General features: G+C 64.7%; 18 protein-coding genes. 12 read left to right on the forward strand and 6 right to left on the reverse strand.

The window, feature by feature from the left end; genetic code table 11:
• Nucleotides 1-35: 35 nt before the first annotated feature.
• On the reverse strand, nt 36-1,310 hold the full coding sequence (gene rhaI / locus RM190_RS08875) for an L-rhamnose catabolism isomerase (RefSeq protein WP_311759063.1): 1,275 nt from the start codon (nt 1,308-1,310) through the stop codon (nt 36-38).
• Between the two features lie 5 nt (nt 1,311-1,315).
• Nucleotides 1,316-3,418: a bifunctional rhamnulose-1-phosphate aldolase/short-chain dehydrogenase gene (locus tag RM190_RS08880; RefSeq protein ID WP_311759064.1), complete on the reverse strand. Its 2,103-nt coding sequence runs from the start codon at nt 3,416-3,418 to the stop codon at nt 1,316-1,318.
• A gap of 190 nt (nt 3,419-3,608) precedes the next feature.
• Here RM190_RS08880 and RM190_RS08885 point away from each other — a divergent pair, with 190 nt between their 5' ends.
• Genes RM190_RS08885 through RM190_RS08915 form a run of 7 tightly spaced genes read left to right on the forward strand, consistent with a single transcriptional unit; the run spans nt 3,609 to nt 10,641 of the window.
• On the forward strand, nt 3,609-4,415 hold the full coding sequence (locus tag RM190_RS08885) for a DeoR/GlpR family DNA-binding transcription regulator (RefSeq protein ID WP_311759065.1): 807 nt from the start codon (nt 3,609-3,611) through the stop codon (nt 4,413-4,415).
• A gap of 30 nt (nt 4,416-4,445) precedes the next feature.
• Nucleotides 4,446-5,438 (forward strand): rhamnose ABC transporter substrate-binding protein, encoded by a 993-nt coding sequence (gene rhaS / locus RM190_RS08890; RefSeq protein ID WP_311759066.1) that lies wholly within the window; start codon nt 4,446-4,448, stop codon nt 5,436-5,438.
• Between the two features lie 59 nt (nt 5,439-5,497).
• Nucleotides 5,498-7,030, forward strand: a complete 1,533-nt coding sequence (locus RM190_RS08895) for a sugar ABC transporter ATP-binding protein (protein ID WP_311759067.1) — start codon at nt 5,498-5,500, stop codon at nt 7,028-7,030.
• Nucleotides 7,027-7,998, forward strand: a complete 972-nt coding sequence (locus tag RM190_RS08900) for an ABC transporter permease (protein WP_311759068.1) — start codon at nt 7,027-7,029, stop codon at nt 7,996-7,998. Before RM190_RS08895 ends, RM190_RS08900 begins: the two co-directional genes overlap by 4 nt.
• Nucleotides 7,995-8,984 (forward strand): ABC transporter permease, encoded by a 990-nt coding sequence (locus RM190_RS08905; RefSeq protein WP_311759069.1) that lies wholly within the window; start codon nt 7,995-7,997, stop codon nt 8,982-8,984. The genes RM190_RS08900 and RM190_RS08905 overlap by 4 nt, the downstream gene beginning before the upstream one ends.
• Nucleotides 8,984-9,298: an L-rhamnose mutarotase gene (gene rhaM, locus RM190_RS08910; protein WP_311759070.1), complete on the forward strand. Its 315-nt coding sequence runs from the start codon at nt 8,984-8,986 to the stop codon at nt 9,296-9,298. Before RM190_RS08905 ends, rhaM begins: the two co-directional genes overlap by 1 nt.
• A complete protein-coding gene (locus RM190_RS08915) occupies nt 9,295-10,641 on the forward strand; it encodes an FGGY-family carbohydrate kinase (RefSeq protein ID WP_311759071.1) in 1,347 nt (448 codons plus the stop codon). The genes rhaM and RM190_RS08915 overlap by 4 nt, the downstream gene beginning before the upstream one ends.
• A gap of 18 nt (nt 10,642-10,659) precedes the next feature.
• Here RM190_RS08915 and RM190_RS08920 read toward each other — a convergent pair whose 3' ends face one another.
• A complete protein-coding gene (locus RM190_RS08920) occupies nt 10,660-11,463 on the reverse strand; it encodes a transporter (RefSeq protein ID WP_311759072.1) in 804 nt (267 codons plus the stop codon).
• A gap of 443 nt (nt 11,464-11,906) precedes the next feature.
• On the opposite strand from RM190_RS08920, the gene RM190_RS08925 reads away from it, so the two are divergent.
• Together RM190_RS08925 and RM190_RS08930 are read left to right on the forward strand one after the other, a co-directional pair.
• Nucleotides 11,907-13,997 (forward strand): TonB-dependent siderophore receptor, encoded by a 2,091-nt coding sequence (locus tag RM190_RS08925; protein ID WP_311759073.1) that lies wholly within the window; start codon nt 11,907-11,909, stop codon nt 13,995-13,997.
• A gap of 1 nt (nt 13,998) precedes the next feature.
• A complete protein-coding gene (locus tag RM190_RS08930; RefSeq protein ID WP_311759074.1) occupies nt 13,999-15,222 on the forward strand; it encodes an MFS transporter in 1,224 nt (407 codons plus the stop codon).
• Here the strand turns inward: RM190_RS08930 and RM190_RS08935 are convergent.
• Nucleotides 15,219-15,854: a GntR family transcriptional regulator gene (locus RM190_RS08935; protein ID WP_311759075.1), complete on the reverse strand. Its 636-nt coding sequence runs from the start codon at nt 15,852-15,854 to the stop codon at nt 15,219-15,221. The genes RM190_RS08930 and RM190_RS08935 overlap by 4 nt on opposite strands.
• An 83-nt stretch (nt 15,855-15,937) precedes the next feature.
• Between RM190_RS08935 and ggt the strand changes: the two genes are divergently transcribed.
• Complete coding sequence (gene ggt, locus RM190_RS08940) at nt 15,938-17,521, forward strand: gamma-glutamyltransferase (RefSeq protein WP_311759076.1); 1,584 nt, start codon at nt 15,938-15,940, stop codon at nt 17,519-17,521.
• A gap of 24 nt (nt 17,522-17,545) precedes the next feature.
• Nucleotides 17,546-18,532 (forward strand): bile acid:sodium symporter family protein, encoded by a 987-nt coding sequence (locus RM190_RS08945; RefSeq protein WP_311759077.1) that lies wholly within the window; start codon nt 17,546-17,548, stop codon nt 18,530-18,532.
• Here the strand turns inward: RM190_RS08945 and RM190_RS08950 are convergent.
• Nucleotides 18,529-19,233 (reverse strand): Crp/Fnr family transcriptional regulator, encoded by a 705-nt coding sequence (locus RM190_RS08950; protein WP_311759078.1) that lies wholly within the window; start codon nt 19,231-19,233, stop codon nt 18,529-18,531. The two genes, RM190_RS08945 and RM190_RS08950, sit on opposite strands and share 4 nt — an antisense overlap.
• 339 nt (nt 19,234-19,572) lie before the next feature.
• A complete protein-coding gene (locus RM190_RS08955) occupies nt 19,573-20,229 on the reverse strand; it encodes a TetR/AcrR family transcriptional regulator (RefSeq protein WP_311759079.1) in 657 nt (218 codons plus the stop codon).
• 164 nt (nt 20,230-20,393) lie between these two features.
• Here RM190_RS08955 and RM190_RS08960 point away from each other — a divergent pair, with 164 nt between their 5' ends.
• Nucleotides 20,394-21,593: an HlyD family secretion protein gene (locus RM190_RS08960; protein WP_311759080.1), complete on the forward strand. Its 1,200-nt coding sequence runs from the start codon at nt 20,394-20,396 to the stop codon at nt 21,591-21,593.

Here is a 21,593-nt window from a genome sequence, read left to right on the forward strand (position 1 = left end):
AAGGGAAGGGGGGACGCGGCGCCCCCCAGCCTGTTTCAGACGATGCCGCCGCCGCCCGCCGTGACGCGTGGCCGCTCTTCCGCAACCTTCGCCCGATAGCCCGAGGCGCGGTAGGCCGCGACCGGGTCGATTGCCGCCCCCGCACGTGCGCGCGCCATGGCAAGGATCGGCTCGACATCGGTGCGGAAGGCCGCGCGCAACGTCGCCGCGGCCATCAGGGCGTCGTTCGCATCGCGGAAGCCGTCCAGCGCCTCGCGGTCGACCAACGAGGCCTGGATATAGGCCCGCTGGATCTCGCAGGCCGAGACGATCAGGCTTTCGATCGGGTCGGTCACGTTGTGGCTTTGGTCGATCATATGGGCGAGGTTCAGGCCGGGCGTATCCTCAAGTTCGACCAGTTCGTTGAAGACCAGGAACAGGCGGAAGGGCTCGATCGTGCCGCTGTCCAGATCGTCGTCGCCATATTTGCTGTCGTTGAAGTGGAAGCCGCCCAGCTTGCCCGCGCGGATCAGACGGGCGACGATCATCTCGATATTCACGTTCGGCGCGTGATGGCCCAGATCGACGAGGCATTGCGCCTTGTCGCCCAGTTCCTGCGCGATCATCAGGCTGGTGCCCCAGTCCTGCACCACGGTCGAGTAGAAGGCGGGCTCATAGATCTTGTGTTCCGAGAAGATCCGCCAATCGTCTGGAAGTCCGGCATAGACCTGTTTCATCGCGTCCAGATAGCGGTCGAACTGGCGGCTGAGTGAGGTCTGTCCGGGGAAGTTCGAGCCGTCGCCGATCCAGACGGTCAGGGCCTTCGACCCGATCGCGCGCCCGATCTGGATACATTCCAGGTTATGTTCAACCGCCTGCGCGCGCGTTGCCGCATCGGTATGGCTGAGCGAGCCGAACTTGTAGCTGCGCGGTTGATCCGGTTGGTCCTGGAAGGTGTTCGAGTTCATGGCATCGAAGCCGAGACCGGTTTCCTCGGCCTTTTCCAGCAGCAATGCGGGCTCGGCCTTGTCCCAGGGAATATGCAGGCTGACCTTGGGTGTGGCGTCGGTCAATCGGTGGATGACCGCGCAATCGTCCAGCTTGTCCATGATGCCGCGCGGCTCGCCCAGACCCGGGAACCGGGCAAAGCGCGTGCCGCCAGTGCCGGTGCCCCAGCTTGGCACGGCGACGCCGAAGGCGGTGGCACGGGTGGTCAGCGCCTCGATGTCCACGCCCCGGCGCGCAAGGCGTGCGCCAAGGGCTTCGTAATCGGCCGTCAGATCGGCCTCGCGGGAGGCGTTTTCCGCCTCGATCAGGTTCTTGTCGATCATCGCGCTTACCGGGGGAAGGATTGGACGTTGCCGGCATCCACGTTCAGGATGTTGCCGGTCGACTTGGCGGAAAGGTCGCTGGCGAAGAAATAGGCGCCTTCGGCGATATCCTCGGGCAGGACCGAACGTTTCAGCATAGAGCGCTGGCGATACATCTCCTCAAGCCCCTCCTTGTCGGTCTTGTAGGTCGAGGCGCGCTGTTCCAGCCACTCACCCTCCCAGATCTTCGAGCCGCGCAGCACGGCATCGGGGTTCACGACATTGACGCGGATCTGCGCCCCGGCCCCCTCCAGCGCCAGGCAGCGCGCAAGATGGATCTCGGCCGCCTTGGCGGTGCAATAGGCGCTGGCGTTCGGGCTGGCGGCAAGGCCGTTCTTGGATGCGATGAAGATCACCGAACCGCCGATATCCTGCAGGCGGAACGCCTTGAACGCCTCGCGGCTGACAAGGAAATAGCCCGTGGACAGAATGTCCATGTTCTTGTTCCAAAGTGCCAGCGAGGTTTCCTCGACCGGGGCCGAGGAGGCGATGCCGGCGTTCGAGACAAGGATGTCGATGCCGCCAAATTCCACCGCCATTTCGGCATAGGCCGCGATGACCTGATTTTCGTCGGTCACGTTCATCTGCACCTTGCGCACCACGTCCTTGCCATGACGCGAGGCCAGCGCCCTGGATGCCTGATCCAGCGCGTCGGCGTCGATGTCGGCCAGCATCACGCAGGCGCCCTCGCGCAGGAAGCGTTCGGCCGTGGCGGCACCGATGCCGCCCGCGCCGCCGGTGACCAGCGCGACGCGCCCGGCCAGCGATTTCGCCTTGGGCATGCGCTGAAGCTTCGCTTCCTCAAGCAGCCAGTATTCGATGTCGAAGGCTTCCTGTTCGGGCAGGCCCTGATAGGTGCCGATCGCGCTGGCGCCACGCATGACGTTGATCGCGTTGACATAGAATTCGCCCGAGACGCGGGCCGTCGCCTTGTCCTGCGCAAAGGTGATCATGCCAACGCCGGGCACCAGATAGACCACGGCATTCGGATCGCGCAGCGCCGGGCTGTCGGGGCGCTTGCAGCGGTCGTAATAGGCCGCGTAATAGTCGCGATAGTCGGCGACCGCCTTCTCAAGTCCCGCGATCGTCGCGTCCAGATCGGGCGCGGCAGGGTCGAAATCGATGACCAGCGGGCGGATCTTGGTGCGCAGGAAATGGTCGGGGCACGAGGTGCCGAGCGGCGCGAGGCTGTCCAGCATCTGCGAGCCGACGAATTCCAGCACGGCCGGCTGGTCGTCGAAATGGCCGACCTTGTGCCGCTCGTTCGAGATCAGGCCGCGGATCACCGGCATCAGGCGCGCGGCAATGTCGCGGCGCTGCGCGGCGGGCAGGGCGGGGCGCTTTTCGCCGCCGAAGGCGGGCTTGCCTCCGGTCCGCGCCTGAAGCCAGGCCGCGGCCTTGTTGATGATCGCCAGCGTCGTCAGGTAGCAATCCTTGGCGTCGTCAGCCCAAGTGAACAGGCCGTGGCTTTCCAGCACGCAGCCCTTGGCCTGCGGGTTCTCGGTCGCGAATTTCTCAAGCCACAGGCCCAGTTCATAGCCGGGCTTTTTCCAGGGCAGCCATCCGATCTCATTCCCGAAGATCTCGGCCGTCAGTTCCTTCGAATTGACCGAGGCGGCGATGGCGATGATCGCGTCGGAATGGACGTGGTCGACATGCTTGCGGGGGACATAGGCATGCAGCGGCGTGTCGATGCTGGCGGCGCGCGGGTTCAGCGCGAAGGTGCAATGGGGCAGATAGCCGACCATCTCATCCTCGTGCTCGACGCCGCGATACTTGCCCTTCAGCGCGTTCAGGCGATCCATGTAAAGGGTCGAGAAGCCGTCCATCTTCATCGAGCCGATATCGCCGCCCGATCCCTTGACCCACAGCACCTCGACGGACTCACCGGTCAGTGGATCGGTTTCCATCACCTTGGCCGAAGTATTCCCGCCGCCGTAGTTCGTCACCCGCTTGTCCGAGCCGAGCAGGTTGGAGCGGTAAAGAAGCTTTTCCGACTCACTCATTCCCGCGGCGCGGGCATCTTCCCACAGGTTCTCAAGCCTATCGGCCGCAAGTGTCTCAGTCATGGAAACCTCCCTTGGCGGCGGCGATTGCCGTGCCTTCCCTTGCACCGGATACACGGGCGATCTGGCTTTGGTCAATCAATTTCAATCAAAAACGATCATTATGCAGGCGCAGAAAAAGAAAATACGATCAATAATGATTGACAGTGAGCGGTAATGATGGAAACTGATCCGCTAAGCGGAAAGGGCCGACATGCTGGAAACCGAGCGTCATCGCATCATTCTGTCGGCCGTGCAGGAACGCCCCGTGGTCACGGTATCGGACCTTTGCGCGCTGACCGGCGCATCCGAAGCGACGGTCAGGCGCGATATCGGCCAGCTGCACGTCGCCAAGAAACTGCGTCGGGTGCGGGGTGGGGCCGAGGCGATCTCGCCACCGCAATTCGTCGGGATCAATGCGCGCCCCTTTGCCGTGAACCAGACCTACCACATCGCCGAAAAACGCTCTATCGCGCAGGCGGCAGTGGATCTGTGCGAGGATGGCGACGCGATCATCGTGAACGGCGGAACGACCACCTTCCAGATGGTCCATCCACTGACGACGAAGCGGTTGCAGGTCTTTACCAACAGCTTTCCCATTGCCGAACATCTGCTGAAGCATTCCAAGAACACCGTGCTGGTTCCGGCGGGTGCAATCTATCGCGAGCAGAACATCATCCTGTCGCCCTTTGACGAAGACGGCAGCAACCATTTCTATGCCCGGCGCATGTTCATGGGCTGTCGAGGGCTTGGCCCGCTTGGCCTGATGGAGGGCGACCCGCTGCTGGTCCAGGCCGAGCAGAAGCTGATCGACCAGGCCGATGAGCTGGTGGTGCTGGCCGACAGTTCGAAATTCAACCAGCGCTCCAGCCTGCTTCTGTGTCCGCTGAGCCGGATCCACACCGTCATCACCGACGACCGGATCGAGGATCGCGCCGCGCAGATGCTGGAGGCTGCCGAAGTCCGCCTGATCGTGGCCCAGGCCACGGCGGATCGCAAGAAACGCGCGCAGGAGGAGTGACGCGCTTAACTGCTCATAGGGGAGGAACGAATGAGCATAATCGGAAAGGCCCTGACCACCGCCGCGATGGCCTGTGCCATGATGGCCGGGACCGCCCAGGCCGAGGAGATGCGCATCGCGCTGGTCGTGAAGGCGCTGGGGATCGGTTTCTTCGAAGCCGCGAACAAGGGTGCGGAAGAAGCCGCGAAGGAACTGGGTGACGTCAAAATCATCTATACCGGCCCGACCGACACCACCGCAGAAGGCCAGATCGAGGTCATCAACAGCCTGATCGCGCAAAAGGTCGATGCGATCGCAGTCTCGGCCAATGACACCGACGCGCTGGTGCCGACGCTGAAGAAGGCCATGGACCGGGGCATCACGGTCATCAGCTGGGATTCCGGCGTCGCGCCCGAGGGGCGGCAGATGCACCTGAACCCGTCCTCGTCGCCGCTGATCGGCAACATGATCATCAAGTTGGCCGCCGACAACCTGCCGGATGGCGGGGATGTCGCGGTGCTGTCGGCCACCACCACCTCGACCAACCAGAACACCTGGATCGAGGAGATGAACAAGGTCGCGGGCAACTATCCCAAGGTCAAGGTCGTGGGCACGGTCTATGGCGACGACCTGGCCGACAAGTCCTATCGCGAGGCGCAGGGCCTGATGCAGACCTATCCGGACCTCAAGGCGATCATTGCGCCCACCTCGGTCGGGATCGTCGCGGCGGCGCAGGCCGTGACCGATGCGGGCAAGATCGGGCAGGTGAACGTGACCGGCCTTGGTCTGCCGTCCGAAATGGCGGGGCATGTGAAGTCGGGCGCGTCCAAATCCTTCGCGATCTGGAACCCGATCGACCTGGGCTATTCGGCGACGATGGCCGCCTATCACCTGGCCAAGGGCGACGTGAAGGCCGAGCCGGGTGCCAAGATCTCGATCGGGCGGATGGGTGAAATCACCCTGGACGACAAGAACGAAGCCGCGATGGCCGATCCTTTCGTCTATGATTCCAGCAACATCGACCAGTTCAGCTCGATCTTCTGATCCGGCGGACGGACAGGCCCGGCGGTCGCGCCGGGCCGACACCCCAGGGATTTTTCGTCATGCAGCCCAGTCCAGGGGCCGCGGATGGTGCGGCGCCGCCCGTACTGTCGCTTCGCGGCATCGTCAAGACCTTTCCCGGCGTCCGCGCCCTTGGCGGGGTTCAGCTTGACCTGTTTCCCGGTCAGGTCACAGCCCTTGTCGGCGAGAACGGCGCCGGGAAGTCCACCATCGTCAAGATCCTGACCGGCATCTATCAGCCGGACGAGGGGCAGATCCTGGTCGACGGGGCCGAGGTGCATTTCCCCACCGCCGAAGCCGCCGGCCGCGCGGGGGTGACCGCGATCCACCAGGAAACCGTGCTGTTCGACGAACTGACTGTGGCCGAGAACATCTTCATCGGCCACGCCCCGCGCACGCGCCTTGGCCTGATAGATCGCCGCGCCATGCGGGACCGGGCCGCCGCGATCCTGCGCGGGATCGGGGCCGAGCTTGACCCCGGCGTGCGGCTGCGCGATCTCAGCATCGCGTCGCGTCACCTGGTCGCGATCGCCCGCGCGCTTTCCATCGATGCGCGTGTCGTCATCATGGACGAACCCACCGCCGCGCTGTCCCACAAGGAAATCGCCGAGCTTTACGAACTCGTCGAGAAGCTGAAGGCGCAGGGCAAGGCGATCCTGTTCATCAGCCACAAGTTCGACGAGATTTTCCGCATCGCGGACCGCTGGACCGTTTTCCGCGACGGTCAATTCGTCGGGCAGGGCCTTATCTCGGATGCGACCGAGGCCGGGCTGGTGCGCATGATGGTCGGTCGCTCGGTCGACCAGATCTTTCCCAAGCGTCCGGCCCGCATCGGTGATCCCGCGCTGACCGTCGTCGGGTATTGCCACCCGACCGAGTTCGAGGACATCAACTTCACCCTGCGCCAGGGCGAGATCCTGGGCTTCTATGGGCTTGTCGGGGCCGGGCGCAGCGAGGTGATGCAGTCCCTGTTCGGGATCACCCGACCCTCGCGCGGTGCCTGTCGGATCGGTGATGATGTGCGCGCCATCCGTTCGACCGCGCAGGCCGTCGAAGCGGGGATCGTCTATGTCCCCGAGGATCGCGGCAGGCAGGGCGCGGTCAAGGGGCTGCCGATCTATCAAAACATCACGCTGCCGTCGCTGGCGCGCACCAGCCGCGCGGGTTTCCTGCGGTTGGCGAACGAATTTGCGCTGGCCCGCGACTATACCCAGCGGCTGGACCTGCGGGCGGCCAGCCTGGATCAGGATGTCGGCCTGCTGTCGGGCGGCAACCAGCAGAAGGTGGTGATCGCGAAATGGCTGGCGACAAAGCCTCGCGTCATCATCCTGGACGAGCCGACCAAGGGCATCGACATCGGATCCAAGGCGGCCGTGCACGACTTCATGTCCGAACTGGCAGGGCAGGGTCTGGCCGTCATCATGGTCAGCAGCGAGATCCCCGAGGTTCTGGGCATGTCCGACCGCGTCATCGTCATGCGCGAAGGGCGGATTGCCGCCGAGTTCGCCGGCGACGACATGACGCCCGAAAACCTTGTCCGCGCCGCCGTCGGCATCAACGGAGCCGCCGCATGAGCATCCCGAAATCGCGCGAGGCCATCCTTGCGCTGGCCATTTTGTTTCTGCTGGGGCTGATCGCAACCCGCTTTCCGGGCTTCATCGCGCCCGCGAACCTTGCCCGTGTCCTGACCGATACCTCGCCCCTGATCCTGCTGGCGCTGGGGCAGATGGCGGTGATCCTGACGAAATGCATCGACCTGTCCGTCGCGGCCAACCTTGCCCTTTGCGGCATGATCGCGGCGCTGATGGACGGGGCGGGCGTTCCCTTGCCCCTGATCCTGCTGGTGGTCGTGGCCCTTGGGGCCGCGCTTGGCGCGGTCAATGGCGTGCTGGTCTGGAAGCTGGGGATCCCCTCGATCGTGGTGACCCTGGGGACAATGACCATCTATCGCGGCTCGATCTTCCTGCTGACCAACGGCGCCTGGATCAACGCCCACCAGATGAGCGCGGGGTTCAAGGCTTTTCCGCGCATGATCCTGGCGGGGCTGCCGGTGATGACATGGATCGCCATCGCCATCGTCGCCGGGGTCGCGGTCCTGATGAACCGCACGCCCCTTGGCCGGGCCTTTCACGCGGTCGGAGGCAATCCCCATGCGGCGGTCTATACCGGGATCTCGGTCGGACGAACGCAATTTGCGGCCTTCGTTCTGGCGGGGGCGCTGGCCGGGCTGACCGGCTATCTGTGGGTCGCGCGTTATGCGGTGGCCTATGTCGACATCGCGGGCGGGTTCGAACTGGACGTGGTCGCGGCCTGCGTCATCGGCGGGATCGCCATCGCGGGCGGCTCGGGTTCGGTCGCGGGCTGCGTCATGGGGTCGCTGTTTCTGGGGATCATCAAGAACGCGCTGCCCGTCATCGGCATCTCGCCCTTCTGGCAGATGGCGATCTCGGGCGCGGCGATTCTGATCGCCATCGCCTTCAACACGGCCGGCCGGCGCGAGCAGGGCCGCATCATCCTGAAGCAGGCGGAGCATCGGACATGACCACCGTCACCGGACGCCAGATCCCCGACCGGCTGACCACCCCGGCCGCCCGCGCCCTGAAAAGCTGGGAGGCGCTGCTGCTGGTGGTCGCCGTCGCGATCTTCATCGCGAACTCGATTGCCTCGCCCTATTTCCTTGATCCCTGGAACCTCAGCGACGCCAGCTTCAACTTCACCGAAAAGGCGATGATCGCCTTTGCCATGGCGATGCTTATCATCGCGGGCGAGATCGACCTGTCGGTCGGCTCGATCATCGCGCTGGCATCGACGGTGATGGGGGCGGCAATGGCTGCGGGCGCGGGAACGCCGGTTCTGGTCTTGTTGGGGCTGGGCACGGGACTTTTGTGCGGTGCCTTCAACGGGTTGCTGGTGGCGCGCTTCGGTCTGCCCTCGATCGTCGTGACAATCGGCACGATGAGCCTGTTCCGCGGGATCTGCTATATCGTGCTGGGGGATGGTGCCTATACCGGCTATCCCGCCAGCTTCGCCTGGTTCGGTCAGGGTTATGTCTGGTGGGTCTTCACGGTCGAACTGGCGATTTTCGCGCTGGCAGCGGTCGCCTTCGGCATTTTGCTGCATCGCACGAATTTCGGCCGCATGGTCTATGCCATCGGCAACAACGCGACCGCCGCGCGGTTTTCCGGTATCCGCGTCGACAAGATCCGCTTCATTCTGTTCCTGTTGACCGGTCTGACCAGCGGGATCGCCGCGATCTGCCTGACCTCGCGCCTTGGTTCGACGCGCCCCAGCATCGCCTCGGGCTTCGAGCTTGAGGTGGTGACGATCGTCGTTCTTGGCGGGATCAGCATCCTGGGCGGCTCGGGCACGATCACCGGGGTCGTTCTGGCCGCGCTGGTGATGGGGCTGGTGACTTTCGGGCTGGGACTGCTGAACGTGCCGGGCATCGTCATGTCGATCATCGTCGGCCTGCTGCTGATCGCCGTGATCGCGCTGCCCCGGCTTTGGACCATGATGTCGAGGAAATGATGCAGAAATACGCCTTTCGGATGCAGCTCAATCCGGGGATGCAGGATGAATACCGCCGCCGCCATGACCAGATCTGGCCCGAACTGGTCGCCTTGCTGAAACAGGCGGGCGTGCAGGATTATTCGATCCATCTGGACCCGGAAAGCAATGCGCTGTTCGGTGTCCTGTGGCGGCCCGAAGATCACGGGATGGACGATCTGCCCGCGCATCCGGTCATGCAAAGGTGGTGGGCCCATATGGCCGACCTGATGGCCACCCACCCCGACAACGAACCTGTGGCGGTTCCGCTGATCCCGATGTTCCACCTGCCATGACCCGCATCGCCGTCATCGACATCGGCAAGACCAACGCAAAGCTCGCGCTGGTCGAGGGCGAGACGCTGGCCGAGATCGCCGTCGTCACCCGCCCCAACCGCCCGCTGCCCGGCCCGCCCTGGCCGCATACCGACCTTGAGGGGCACTGGCAGTTCTTCCTGCATCACCTTGCCGCCTTCCATGCGGCGCACGGGATCGATGCGATTTCGGTCACGACGCATGGCGCGGCCGCGGTTCTGCTGGATGGGCGGGGAAATGTCGCGGTGCCGATGCTGGACTACGAACATCCCGGCCCCGATCAGCTTGGCGCGGATTATGATGCGCTGCGCCCGGCCTTTGCGCAGACCGGTTCGGCACGGCTGCCACACGGGCTGAACCTTGGCGCGCAATTGCACTGGCTGCTTCGCACTTGCCCGGACCTGGCCACGGGCTTGGCCCAAGTCGTCACGTATCCGCAATACTGGGGCTGGCGGCTGACTGGGGAATTGGCGACCGACGTGACCTCGCTTGGTTGCCATACCGACCTGTGGGATCCGTGGCAGGGGCAATTCTCGGATCTGGTCGAGCGGTTGGGGTTGGCGGGGCGGATCGCCCCCGCGCGCAAGGCAAACGAGGTTCTAGGCCTCTTGCGTCCCGAACTGGCGGCCGCGACGGGCCTGCGCCCCGGCACGCCGGTCGCTGTGGGGATCCATGACAGCAACGCCTCGCTTTATCCCTATGTGCTGGGGCAGGGCGGGGCATTCTCGGTCGTCTCGACAGGAACATGGGTCGTCGCAATGGCGGTCGGCGGCGCCAAGGCGGTGCTGGACCCGGCCCGAGACGTGCTGGTCAACGTGAACGCGCTTGGCCAGCCGGTGCCCTCGGCCCGCTTCATGGGCGGGCGGGAATACGAGATCGTGGGCGCGGGTTCGGATGTCACTGCCAGCGATGCGGGACGCGCCGCCGCCCTTGCGGCGGGCGCGATGATCCTGCCCGCGGTCGAACCGGATTCCGGCCCCTTCCAGCGGCGCGCGATGCAGTGGAGCGTTCCGCCCGGCTCGGCCGAGGCGCGGATGGCGGCGCTGTCCTGGTACCTGGCGATGATGACCGACACCTGCCTTGGCCTGATCGGCGCGCGCGGCCCGGTCTTTGTCGAAGGACCGTTCGCCCGCAACCCGGATTATTGCGCGATGCTGGCGACCCTGCGCCCGGACGGGGTGCGTCTTGCACGTTCCGCGACCGGAACCTCGGCCGGGGCGGCGCTGCTGTGCATGGCGGGGGCAGGCGTGCCGGATACCGACCCGGTTGCACCTACCCCCGAATTGGAAAGCTATGCCGCGCGCTGGAGGGGCCTGGTCGCGTGAACGGGGCCGGGGGCCATCCTAGCCCTTCTTGGGATACAGCAGCGTAAAGGCTGCGCGCAGACCCCAGTCGTCCGGTCCCGCCTCGGGGGCGTCGGCCCAGTAACGTGCGCCGATCTGGAAGCTGACCGGCTGCTTGCCCATCTTGGTGACCTTCGAGACGCCGATATTGATCGGTACGCTCCACTCCTCGGCCTTCCAGTCATAGGTGCTTTCGGTGTTCAGCATGAAAGTCCAGGCCGAGGGGGTCGTATAGGTCAGGAAAGGTTGCAGGAAGGTCGAGCTGAGGTCAGAACGATCATCCTCGCCAGCAACGGACCAGATGTGGTTGGCCAGCATGCCATAGGTCCAGCCATGCTGTTGCTTCAGGACGACGGCGGTGGGACCGATGCCCCATTTCTCACCCCCCAGCAGCTCATCGGTCGCGGTCGGCAGCAGGAAGGCCGGCCCGACGCCCCAGATGATGCCGCCGGGGCCGGGGGCCTTGGGCGAGAAGAAAAAGCTTTGCAGCGTGTCACCCAGGCCGGACTGGCTGCCGGAATCGCCCGCGACGTCGTTCTGCCAGACCACTGGCAGGATCGTGCGCGAGATCACCGTCCAGTCGTCGTTCAACGAGATCGGGATGACGGGCTGGATGTTCAGCACCGTCTTGTCCCCGTCATTCGGGCCATAACCGCTGTCATGGTTCAGCTGGAACGGCAGGCTGATCAGCGAGGCGATGGGGTTTGCAAGTTGCTTGGCCAGATCCGCATCCTGTGCGGCGGCCCCGGTGCCCGCAAGGGCAAGGGCGATGGCGGGGGCAAATACCGTAATGGTTCTGTTCATGCGATCACCGTCCTGAAGGTTAGTCGCCGGGATTAGCTGCCTGTTCCGGCCGTTCCGGCTCATCCGGTCTTGCGCTGATGGTAAAAGCGGGGACAGTCCGGCACCAAGCCACATTGCACGCCCCGGTGGCAGGACGGGCGGTGCTGTGGCGGTTTCGTCACCCTGCGGCCGGGGCAGCGGCCATTAGGGACAGGCGAAATCATTTCAATCTATAGTTGAATGTGGCCCAGCACTCCGGTCCGCGTGGTCGCGCCCTTCAATAAGCGGCTGCGCGTCAGAACTGTGACATCTGCGCCATGCCTGGGACGGCAATTTATCGAGTTGCCTCTAATCCGATTGTTTCAGTCGGCATTGATGCCTACACCGCGCGGGACCCGGACGGAACCCGGTACCGCCGATGTCTTCCGTCCTTCCAAGATAACCGATCGCATCGGATGAATGACATGAAGCCGCGACATCTCCTGACCATGCTGCTGGGCAGCGCCGTCTTTTCCACCGCAGCGTTTGCGCAAGAGATCGTGCAACTGGACACCGTGGTGCTTGAGGCCGAAAGCGACGAAACCCTGGATCAGGATGGGTACATTGCCTATTCCGGCCGCCAGGCGATGCGGATCGATACGCCCATCGCAAGGCTGCCGCAGGCGGTCAGCGTCATCACCCAGGACCAGCTTGAGGATCAGGCCCCGCGCACCATGCTGGAGGCCCTGAATTACACAGCCTCGGCCACGCCGGGGAATTTCGGGTTCGACAGCCGTTATGACTCGTTCTATCTGCGCGGCTTCCCGGCCTATCAGACTGGTGTGTTCCGCGACGGGCTGCGCAGCTTCAACGGCCTGTCGGCGTGGTATCGCAACGACCCCTATACGCTGGAGGGGATCGCGGTGCTGAAGGGCCCGGCTTCGTCCATGTTCGGGGTCAGCACGCCGGGCGGTCTGGTGAATGTGGTCAGCAAGCGGCCCAAGGATACGCCCTATCACGAAACCCGGCTCAGCTATGGCAGCTATTCGCGGGTCGAGGCGGCGGTGGACTTCACCGGTCCGCTGGATCCCGAGGGCGATACGCTTTACCGCTTCGTCGCGCTGGCGCGCGATGCCGACACCTTCATCGACGGCTATGCCGATGACCGCGTCCTGCTCGCGCCCTCGATCAGCTTCCGGATCGGCGATGACCAGCGCCTGCTGCTGACCGCCGAATACGCCAAGGACCGCACTGGCGCGGTGGCCTATTTCCATTTCGCCGACGATCTGGACGTGACGGACGAGCCTGCGGGCGATCCCGATTACAACCGCTTCGATCAGGAGCAATTCCGGATCGGCTACGAATATACCTGGGACATCTCGGACGACACGCAACTGCGTCAAAGCTATCGCTGGACCAAGGTCCGCGCCGACATGCGCTATGCGACGCGTTCCGGCACCTATCCCGATCTCGTCCCCAGCTACTGGCAACGCTACCACGAGACCGCGAAGTCCCACGTCCTCGACCTGATGGTCGAGCATCACGCCCAGACGGGGGATTTCGACCACACCTTCGCCATCGGCGCCGACTATCTGCGCGGCGAATACGATGCCGATTACGGCGGGACGGCGCTCGGCCAGGCCGCGAACGAGGCGCTGGACGTGCCCTTCTACGCCTGGCGCAAGCAAAGCCAGACCGGCGTCTACATCGCCGACCAGATCGAACGCGATGCGCTGACCATCTCGGCCTCGGCGCGCTATGACTGGGTGGATACGGATTATTCCGACTACAACTTCTACACCGGCGCGATCGACAGCGGCAGCCAGAAGGACGAGGCGTTTACCGCGCGCCTCGGCGTGTCCTACGAGTTCGAGAATGGCGTGACGCCCTATGTGAACGTCGCGAGTTCCTTCGCGCCGAACGTGGCGCAGGTCTTTGACGACGTGTCTGACCTGAGCGGCAGCCCCGCCGATCCGACCGAGGCGCTGCAGAAAGAGATCGGCGTCAAGTATCAGCTTCCCGACCAGCGCACCGTTGTGACCGCCGCCTATTACGACATCCGGCAGGACAATGGCATGTCGCTGGTCGTCGGCGGGGACGGCCGCAATCGGGGCCTGCAATACGACCTGACCTCGCGCGGGTACGAACTTGAGGCGATGAGCAATCTGGAGAACGGCGTCAGCCTGATCGCCTCTTACGCGCATATGGATGTCGAGATCAACGAAGGTGCCCCGGGCACCGAAGGCAAGCAACTGTCGGGCGTGCCCGACGACACCCTGTCGCTTTTCGTCAAATATGAGCCGCAGCAGGGCGCGTTGCAGAACCTCGCCGTGATGGGCGGCATGCGCTATATCGGCCGCAGCTATGGCAATGACACCAACACGATCGAGAATGCCAGCCGCACCTATTTCGACCTTGGCCTCAGCTATGATTTCGCGGCGTTCGGCTATGACGGCACCCAGTTGCAGTTGAACGTGAAGAACCTGTTCGATCGCGAGGGGCAGACCTGCACTGGCGACTGGTGCTACCGGGACGAGCCGCGGATGATCGACCTGAGCCTGTCGCGCCGCTTCTGACATGCGGGGGGACCAAATCGGCCGGGCGATGCCGCTGGCGCTGGCCTCGCTTGGCGGTCTTTACGTCACCCAAAGCGTATTGGGCGGATTCATCTGGTCTGCCCTTCCCGCTGTCATGCGCGAGCGTGGCATGGCGCTGGAGCGACTGGGTTTCCTGTCCCTGCTGGTCTTGCCCTGGGCGCTGAAATTCCTGTGGAGTCCCTGGATCGAGGCATGGCGGCGTCCGGTTGCCGGCCCCGCCCGGACCAAGTCCGTGATCCGGCTGGGCGGCGGGCTGATCCTGCTGGCGACGCTGGCGCTGGCACTGGTCGTGGACATGCCACTGCCCGCCCTGATCCTGACGCTGTTCATCATCGCAACCGCCACCGCCACCGTCGACATCGCCTGCGACGGTCACGCGGTCGAGGCCTTCCCATCCTCGGCCTATGGCTGGGCGAACATGATGCAGGTGGGCGGCGCCTATGTCGGCGCGGCCTTGGGCGGGGGGCTGGTCCTGGTTGCCATCGACCGGCTCGGATGGAGCGCGGGCATCGCCGTCCTGATCCTGACTTGCCTGGCCTGCACCCTGCCGTTCCTGTTGTTGCCACAACCCGCGCCCCGCGCCGCGCCTGCGCCAAGCGGTCCAAGCCTGCGCGCCGCGCTGGCCCGACCGCAACTTCGCCGGGGTATCTGGATCACCGCGCTGTTCGTTGCCGCGATGAAGTCGACGCTGGGATATTTCGGGCCGTTCCTGGTGGATCAGGGCTTCACCCTGACCGAGGTCGGGCTGTTCAGCGCCTCGGGCAGCTTGGTCGTCGGCGTCATTGGGGCGATCTTCGGGGGCTATGTCGTGGCAAGGCTGGGCACCCTGCCAGTGCTGATGATCGCGCTGGCGGGGCAGGCGCTGGTGCTGGCCTATTGCCTTGGCGTCGCGGCGGGTCTGGCGCTGCCGCTGCGGCCATTGGCGGTGCTGACGCAGATCGTGTCATCGGCCTGGCTGGCCTTTGGCTTTGTCGCGCTTTACGCGCGCTTCATGCAATGGTCGGATCCCGGTCAGGCGGGTGTCGACTTCACGATTTTCCAGTGCACCGACGCCGGTATCGGCATGGTGCTGGGATTTTTGGGCGGCCAGTTGGCCGGGCATTTCGGATATTCCACGCTGTTCGGAACGGCTCTGGCCTGCTCGGCGCTGTGCGCATTTGGTATCCTGATAAGCTGGCGCCGTGCCGATCCGGCCCGCGCCTAGGCATGCGCCTCGGCCAGCAGCATTTCGGAGATCGCGCTGAGCGAACTGGCCATATGCGCCCGCATCAGGGTCGCGGCGCAATCACCGTCGCGGGCCAGAACGGCCTGCAGGATTGCGCGATGTTCGTCCCGTGACTGTCCGATCCGGTCGCCGCTGCCGCGAAAGCTGGCCTCGCGCCAGGGCAGGCTGCGGCGGTTCAGGTCATCCAGCAGCGCGGCGATCGTCCGGTTTTGCGCGCCACGGCGCAGGGCGTCGTGAAAGCGCGCGTTCACCGTCGCATAATGGCCGTTGTCGTCGGCAAGAATTCGGGTCAGGGCATCCCGCTCAATCTCGGTCATGCGATGCGCGGCAAGGCGGGCGCAGATCGCCTCGATCTCTCCCAAAGTCTCGAACAGGTCACGCAGGTCGGCCACGCTCATCCGGCGCACGACAAAGGCGCGACGGGGGCCGCGTTCGACCAGACCTTCGCTGTCCAGCCGGTGCAACGCCTCGCGCACCGGGGTGCGAGACATGCCGAATTCCTCGGCAATGCCGGATTCGGTCAACGCGTCGCCGGGCCGCAGCGTCCCGGCCACGATCCGCTCGGACAGTGCGGCATGGACGTGATCGGCGGATCTTTCACTATTTGCCATCGAGAACCAATTATGTGTACTGGACAAATCAATATGTATACATAAAAACGAATCCTGACCAGACCAATCCGTGGGAGCATGCCATGACCTTCGATTTCCTTTCGGGCCGGCGCCCTTCGACCTTTGCCCGCAAGGCGATGATCGCAACCTCGCATCCGCTGTCCACCGCAGCGGGGTTGGAGATCCTTGACCGCGGCGGGAATGCTGTGGACGCGGCGATTGCCGCGGTCGCCGTGCAATGCGTGGTCGATCCACTGATGACCGGCTTGGGCGGCGACTGCTTCGCGCTTTACGCGCCGGCGGATGGGCAGGTGAAGGCTTTGAACGGCTCGGGCCGCGCCCCCGCCGCAGCCACCGTCGCCGCGCTGAAAGCCGCCGGGCTGGAAACCGAGATCCCGCAGGGATCGGCCCATTCGGTGACGGTGCCCGGCGCGGTTTCGGCATGGTGCCGCCTGCATGGCGATCACGGCAGCATCCGACTTGCCCAGTTGTTCGAACGCGCCATCGACTATGCGCAGAACGGCTATCCGGTGACGCCCCGCGTCGCGCAGGACTGGGCCGAGGCGGCAGAGTTCATTGGCCGCGATGCGCATGCGGCGGCAGTCTTCCTGCCCCGCGGCCGCGCGCCCCGCGCGGGCGAACACCACGCCCAGCCCTTGCTGGCCGACCGGCTGCGTGAAATCGCGGCCGATGGCGCGGCGGGCTTCTACAAGGGCCAGACGGCGGCGCACATGGTGGCGCATCTGCAAAGCCTGGGCGGCCTGCAGACGGAACAGGATTTCGCCGAAGGTTGCGACGGCGCCGAATGGGTCACGCCAATCAGCGCCAGTTATCGCGGCTATGATATCCACGAATGCCCTCCGAACGGGCAGGGGCTGGCGGCGCTGCTGATCCTGCGCATTCTTGAGGGCTTCGACATGGCCGCGCTGTCCGAGGCGGACCGCATCCATGTCCATGCCGAGGCGACGAAACTGGCCTATCACCACCGGGACGAACTGATCGGCGATCCCGCCCACTGTGAGGGTCTGGTCGAGCGCCTGCTTTCGGACAAGGCGGTTGCGGCCCTGCGCGCCCGGATTGACATGACGCGCGCCCTGCTGCCCGCGCTGTGGGATGAACCCGAGCACAAGGACACGATCTATCTTTGCGTCGTGGACGATCAGGGCAATGCGCTGTCCTTTATCAACTCGATCTTCCACGGCTTCGGCTCGGGCCGGCTGGACCCAAGGACGGGGATCCTGTTCCAAAGCCGAGGCGCCTCGTTCCGGCTGATCGAGGGGCATCCGAACGCGATCGGCCCGCGCAAGCGCCCGATGCACACGATCATTCCGGGCATGGTCACGCAGGCTGGTCGCGTTGTCATGCCGTTCGGCGTCATGGGCGGGCAATATCAGGCGGCGGGCCATGCGGCCTTCCTGTCGGGCGTGATCGATCGCGGCTTGGGTCTGCAAGAGGCGATCGACCAACCGCGCAGCTTTGCCTTTGGCGGCACGCTGGACCTTGAGCGCACGATCCCTGCCGAGACCCGCGACGATCTGCAGGCCCGGGGCCATACGCTGCGCGTCGTGGATTCGCCGATGGGTGGCGCGCAGGCGATCCGCATCGGTTCGGACCTTCTGGAAGGGGGCTCGGACAGCCGCAAAGACGGCATGGCCCTTGGCCACTGACACAATGAGTTCGGAGTTCGGAAAATGCGTTTCCTGAAACGGATCGGCATCGACAGCTACATGTTGATGCTGATCGGCGCGGTCCTGCTGGGGGTGATCCTTCCTGCGCAGGGCATGGCCGCCAGCCTGTCGAAATTCGCCACCTATTGGGCGGTGGCTCTGCTGTTCTTCCTGTACGGGGCCAAGCTGGACGCGGCCTCGGTCCGGGCGGGCATGATGAACTGGCGGTTGCAGGGTCTGACCTTTGCCGCGACCTACGTCATCATCCCGCTGATCGGACTTGCGGTCGCCACGATCTTCGGCGGGCTGCTGCCGTCCGAGGTCGTGCTGGGCGTCCTGTTTCTGGCGGTCCTCCCTTCCACCGTGCAGTCCTCGATCGCGTTTACCTCGATGGCGGGGGGGAACGTCCCCGCGGCCATCTGTGCGGCATCGGTATCGAACCTGATCGGCGTCGCGCTGACGCCGGCGCTGGTGGCGCTGATCCTGCATCAGGGCGGCGGCGGCATCAGCATGGATGCCGTGGTCAAGATTGGTACGCAGATCCTTTTGCCCTTCGTCGTAGGCCAGCTTGTGCGGCCTTGGCTGGGCGAGTTCGTCAAGCGGCACAGGGTGCTGACGCTGACCGTCGATCGCGGCTCGATCCTGCTGATTGTCTATTCGGCCTTCAGCGCAGGGACGGTGTCGGGCCTTTGGAATGAAATCCCGCCGCAAAGCCTGATCCTGCTGATCGCCGTGATGCTGACCTTCCTGGCCGCGGTCTTCGGTGTGATGCTCGGGGCGGGGCGGCTGTTCTCCTTGCCTTACGAGGATCGGGTTGTGCTGTTTTTCTGCGGCTCGACCAAAAGCCTGGCGAGCGGCCTGCCCATGGCCACGGCCTTGTTCCCTGCGGCGACCGTGGGGGCGACCGTGCTGCCGGTGCTGGTCTATCACATGTCCCAGCTGCTGGTTTGCGCCATGATCGCGCAGGCCAGTGCGCGGCGGCGCGCAAGGGCAGGGGCCGTCCCTGTCTAACCGCGAGCTTCTGCCGCGCCGGCAACCCGGCGCGGCGCGTCTTCGGGTTCTATGGACAGGCGGTCGTGCAGAAGGACGGTGATCCGGCCGCGGCTGATGTCGATGATCCCCTGCAGCCGCAATTCATTCAGCTTGCGGTTCACCGTCTGGCGCGAACATCCCGCCAGCGCCGCCAGATAGGTCTGGTTGATGCGCAGCTCCGGCTGGCCGGGGGTGGTGAACTGCTGCAGATAGACGCAGATCCTTTGATCCGCCGTCAGGAAATGGTCCAGCGAGCGTTGGCGATTATCCCGGACCAGCTTGTCCAGCAGCACGCTTGCAAGGTTGGTGACAAGGGTGCGGGCTGGGACATGCTTCAGCAACTGCGCCGTCGTGCAATACAGAACGCGGCTGTTCGCCATCGCCCGGCAGGTCGCGGCACAGGGCTTGCCCGACAACGCCTCGACTTCGCCCAGAACTTCTCCCGGTCCGGCGATATGGACGATGATCGAATTCCCCTGATCGTCGATATAGGTCACTTCGACCTGTCCCTGTTCGACCAGGAAGAACCCCTCGGTCCGTTCGCCCTGCCAAAGAATGTCGCGCGCCGCACGAAAGCTGCGGAACTGGCATTCGGCGATAAAGGCCCGCTTCTGGGCCAGTGTCAGCCCGTCCAGGATCTCGGCGGAAATCAGCGGGGATCCGGCTGCGGGCTGGGTCATGGCAGCAAGCCAAATCCCGTGCCCGCGGGGGGCGCGGCGGGGCCGGGACGGGCGCGGAAGCTGCGAAGCGGCATGGGGGGCGATGCTGGTCAGTGGCCGTTCGCATCATCTTGATGCGCGAAACGGGACGGCGCAAGCCGTCCCGCTCCAACGCCTGCAATAAATGCATGTTCAAACAAAGATACTCGTCAAGCACTGCTGGAGTAATTGCATTTCCACGCCCAGTAATTGCCATCTAGCAGCAGGCGCATCGGCGGAATGTCGCGCAGGCGACATATCCGGCGGTAATCCGCCGAACCTGTCCGAAAGGGCAGGTCGATCTGTCGGGATCGGGCGTCCTCAGACGATTGCAGGCTTCAGGCCGGTCAGGAAACGGGCCACCCGCCGGGCGACATAGGCTTGGGTTTCAGCCGCGCTCAGCGGCGGCATCATCAACAGCGCCCGGCGTTGAAGTCCCGACAGGATCAGGTCCACGAACTCGGCTGCGGCGGCAGGGCAATCGCCGATGGCCAGATCGCCGCGGCTTTCGCGCAAATGCAGGTAATCGGCCAGCGTCGCCACCGAGCGTTCGGGCCCGGATTGATAGATCTTTCGCGCGAGGTCGGGGAATTTCTCTCCCGCGCCGATCATCATGCGCATTGCGGCAAGGATTTCGGGCTGCAGAAGCATTGCGATCATCTGGTGGGCGATCGCCTGCAATTCGTCCTCGACGCTGCCCTGGCCTGAACCGAGCCGGCGCAGGGTTTCCTGCATCCGCCCGCATTCCTTCAGCACCAAGGCCTCGAACATCGCTTCCTTACTGTCAAAATAGACGTAAAGGGTGCCTTTGGACACCGCCGCGGCACGGGCGACGTCCTGCATGGACGCGCCCTCGAACCCCTTCGACAGGAACATGCGCCGCGCACCATCCAGGATTTGCTGGCGTTTGGGGCTGTCATCCGGCTGGGACGCGCTGCCATCGCAGGCTGGTTCCGTCGCAGGCATCGTCGGGGTCATTTTCTTCCTTTTTTGCTGGCAAGGCAGACCGCTCGTCCCTATATCGCTATATTGACCGAACCGTTCGGTCAATATTATTCTGCACCTGCATTCAGCCTCGGAGAATCGGGGCAATCCCAGAACATCCCAGCGCCGCAGCCGGCACCATCCGAAAGGCCGAAACAATGTCGTCGAATTCCGAGACGCCGGAACAGCCGCCGAAGGCGAAGCCCGGAAAGGCCAAGCGTGTCCTGGCGATCCTGGCGCTGATCGTGCTGGCGGGCGGAGGCTATGAAGGCTGGAAATGGTTCACCGTCGGGCGCTTCCACGAAGCGACGGACGACGCCTATCTGCAGGCCGACCTGATCTCGCTTCAGGCACGGGCGACGGGTTATGTCTCGGACATGCTGGTGGCGCCGAACGCCGCGGTCGAACGCGGGCAGGTGATTGCCCGCATCGACCCCGAGGATTATCGCCTTGCGCTGGAGGCCAAGCAGAACGACCTGGCGCTGGCGGAAAGCGCGCAGGTGCAGCTTGAGGCCCAGATCCGTTCGGGCGACGCGGGTATCCAGCAGGCGCAAGCCTCGTTGGTCGCGGCGACTGCGCTGAATGACGGGGCCCAAAAGACCTTCCAACGGGCGCGCGACCTGAAAAGCAGCTCGGCCGGGACGCAGGCCGCCGTCGATGCCGCCGAAGCCAATGCCAAAAGCGCGGCCGCCCAGGTGAAAAGCGCCGAGGCCGCGCTGAAGCAGGCCGAGGCCGAGTTGACCGTGCTGCACGCGCGCCAGGACAGTGCCGAGGTTGACATTCGAGCCGCACGTACCGCCGTCAAGCAGGCCGAGCGCGATCTTGGCTTTACCGAGATCCGTGCCCCCTTTGCAGGTGTCCTGACCGAACGCCAGGTCCAGCTTGGCTCGTTCGTCACCACCGGCAGTCGGATCGGTACGCTGGTCCCGGTGCAGGATGTCTATGTCGAGGCGAACTTCAAGGAAACGCAGATCGCCCATATCCATCCCGGGGCCAAGGTCGCGGTCCATGTCGATGCCTGGCCCGACGCGGTGCTGCACGGCACTGTCGAAAGCATGACCGCCGGAACGGGGCAGGTCTTCAGCCTGCTGCCTGCGTCGAACGCAACCGGCAACTTCACCAAGATTGTCCAGCGCGTTCCGGTCCGCATCGAGATTTCGCCCGAGGATCGCGGTCGCCTGCCGCTGCGTCCCGGCATGTCCGTCGTTGCCACGATCGACATCCGCACGGGCGAGGACAAGCCCCTGATGCCCGCTTCGGACCGCAGCCAGGAGACCGCGCCCGTTCCGCAGGATGCTCTGACCAGTTCGCTTGAACACGGCTCTGCCGCCCCGCGCCACGCGCGGACCGGAGGCTGA

It is taken from the genome of Paracoccus broussonetiae (genome assembly GCF_031854425.1).
Taxonomy (GTDB): Bacteria; Pseudomonadota; Alphaproteobacteria; order Rhodobacterales; family Rhodobacteraceae; genus Paracoccus; species Paracoccus broussonetiae.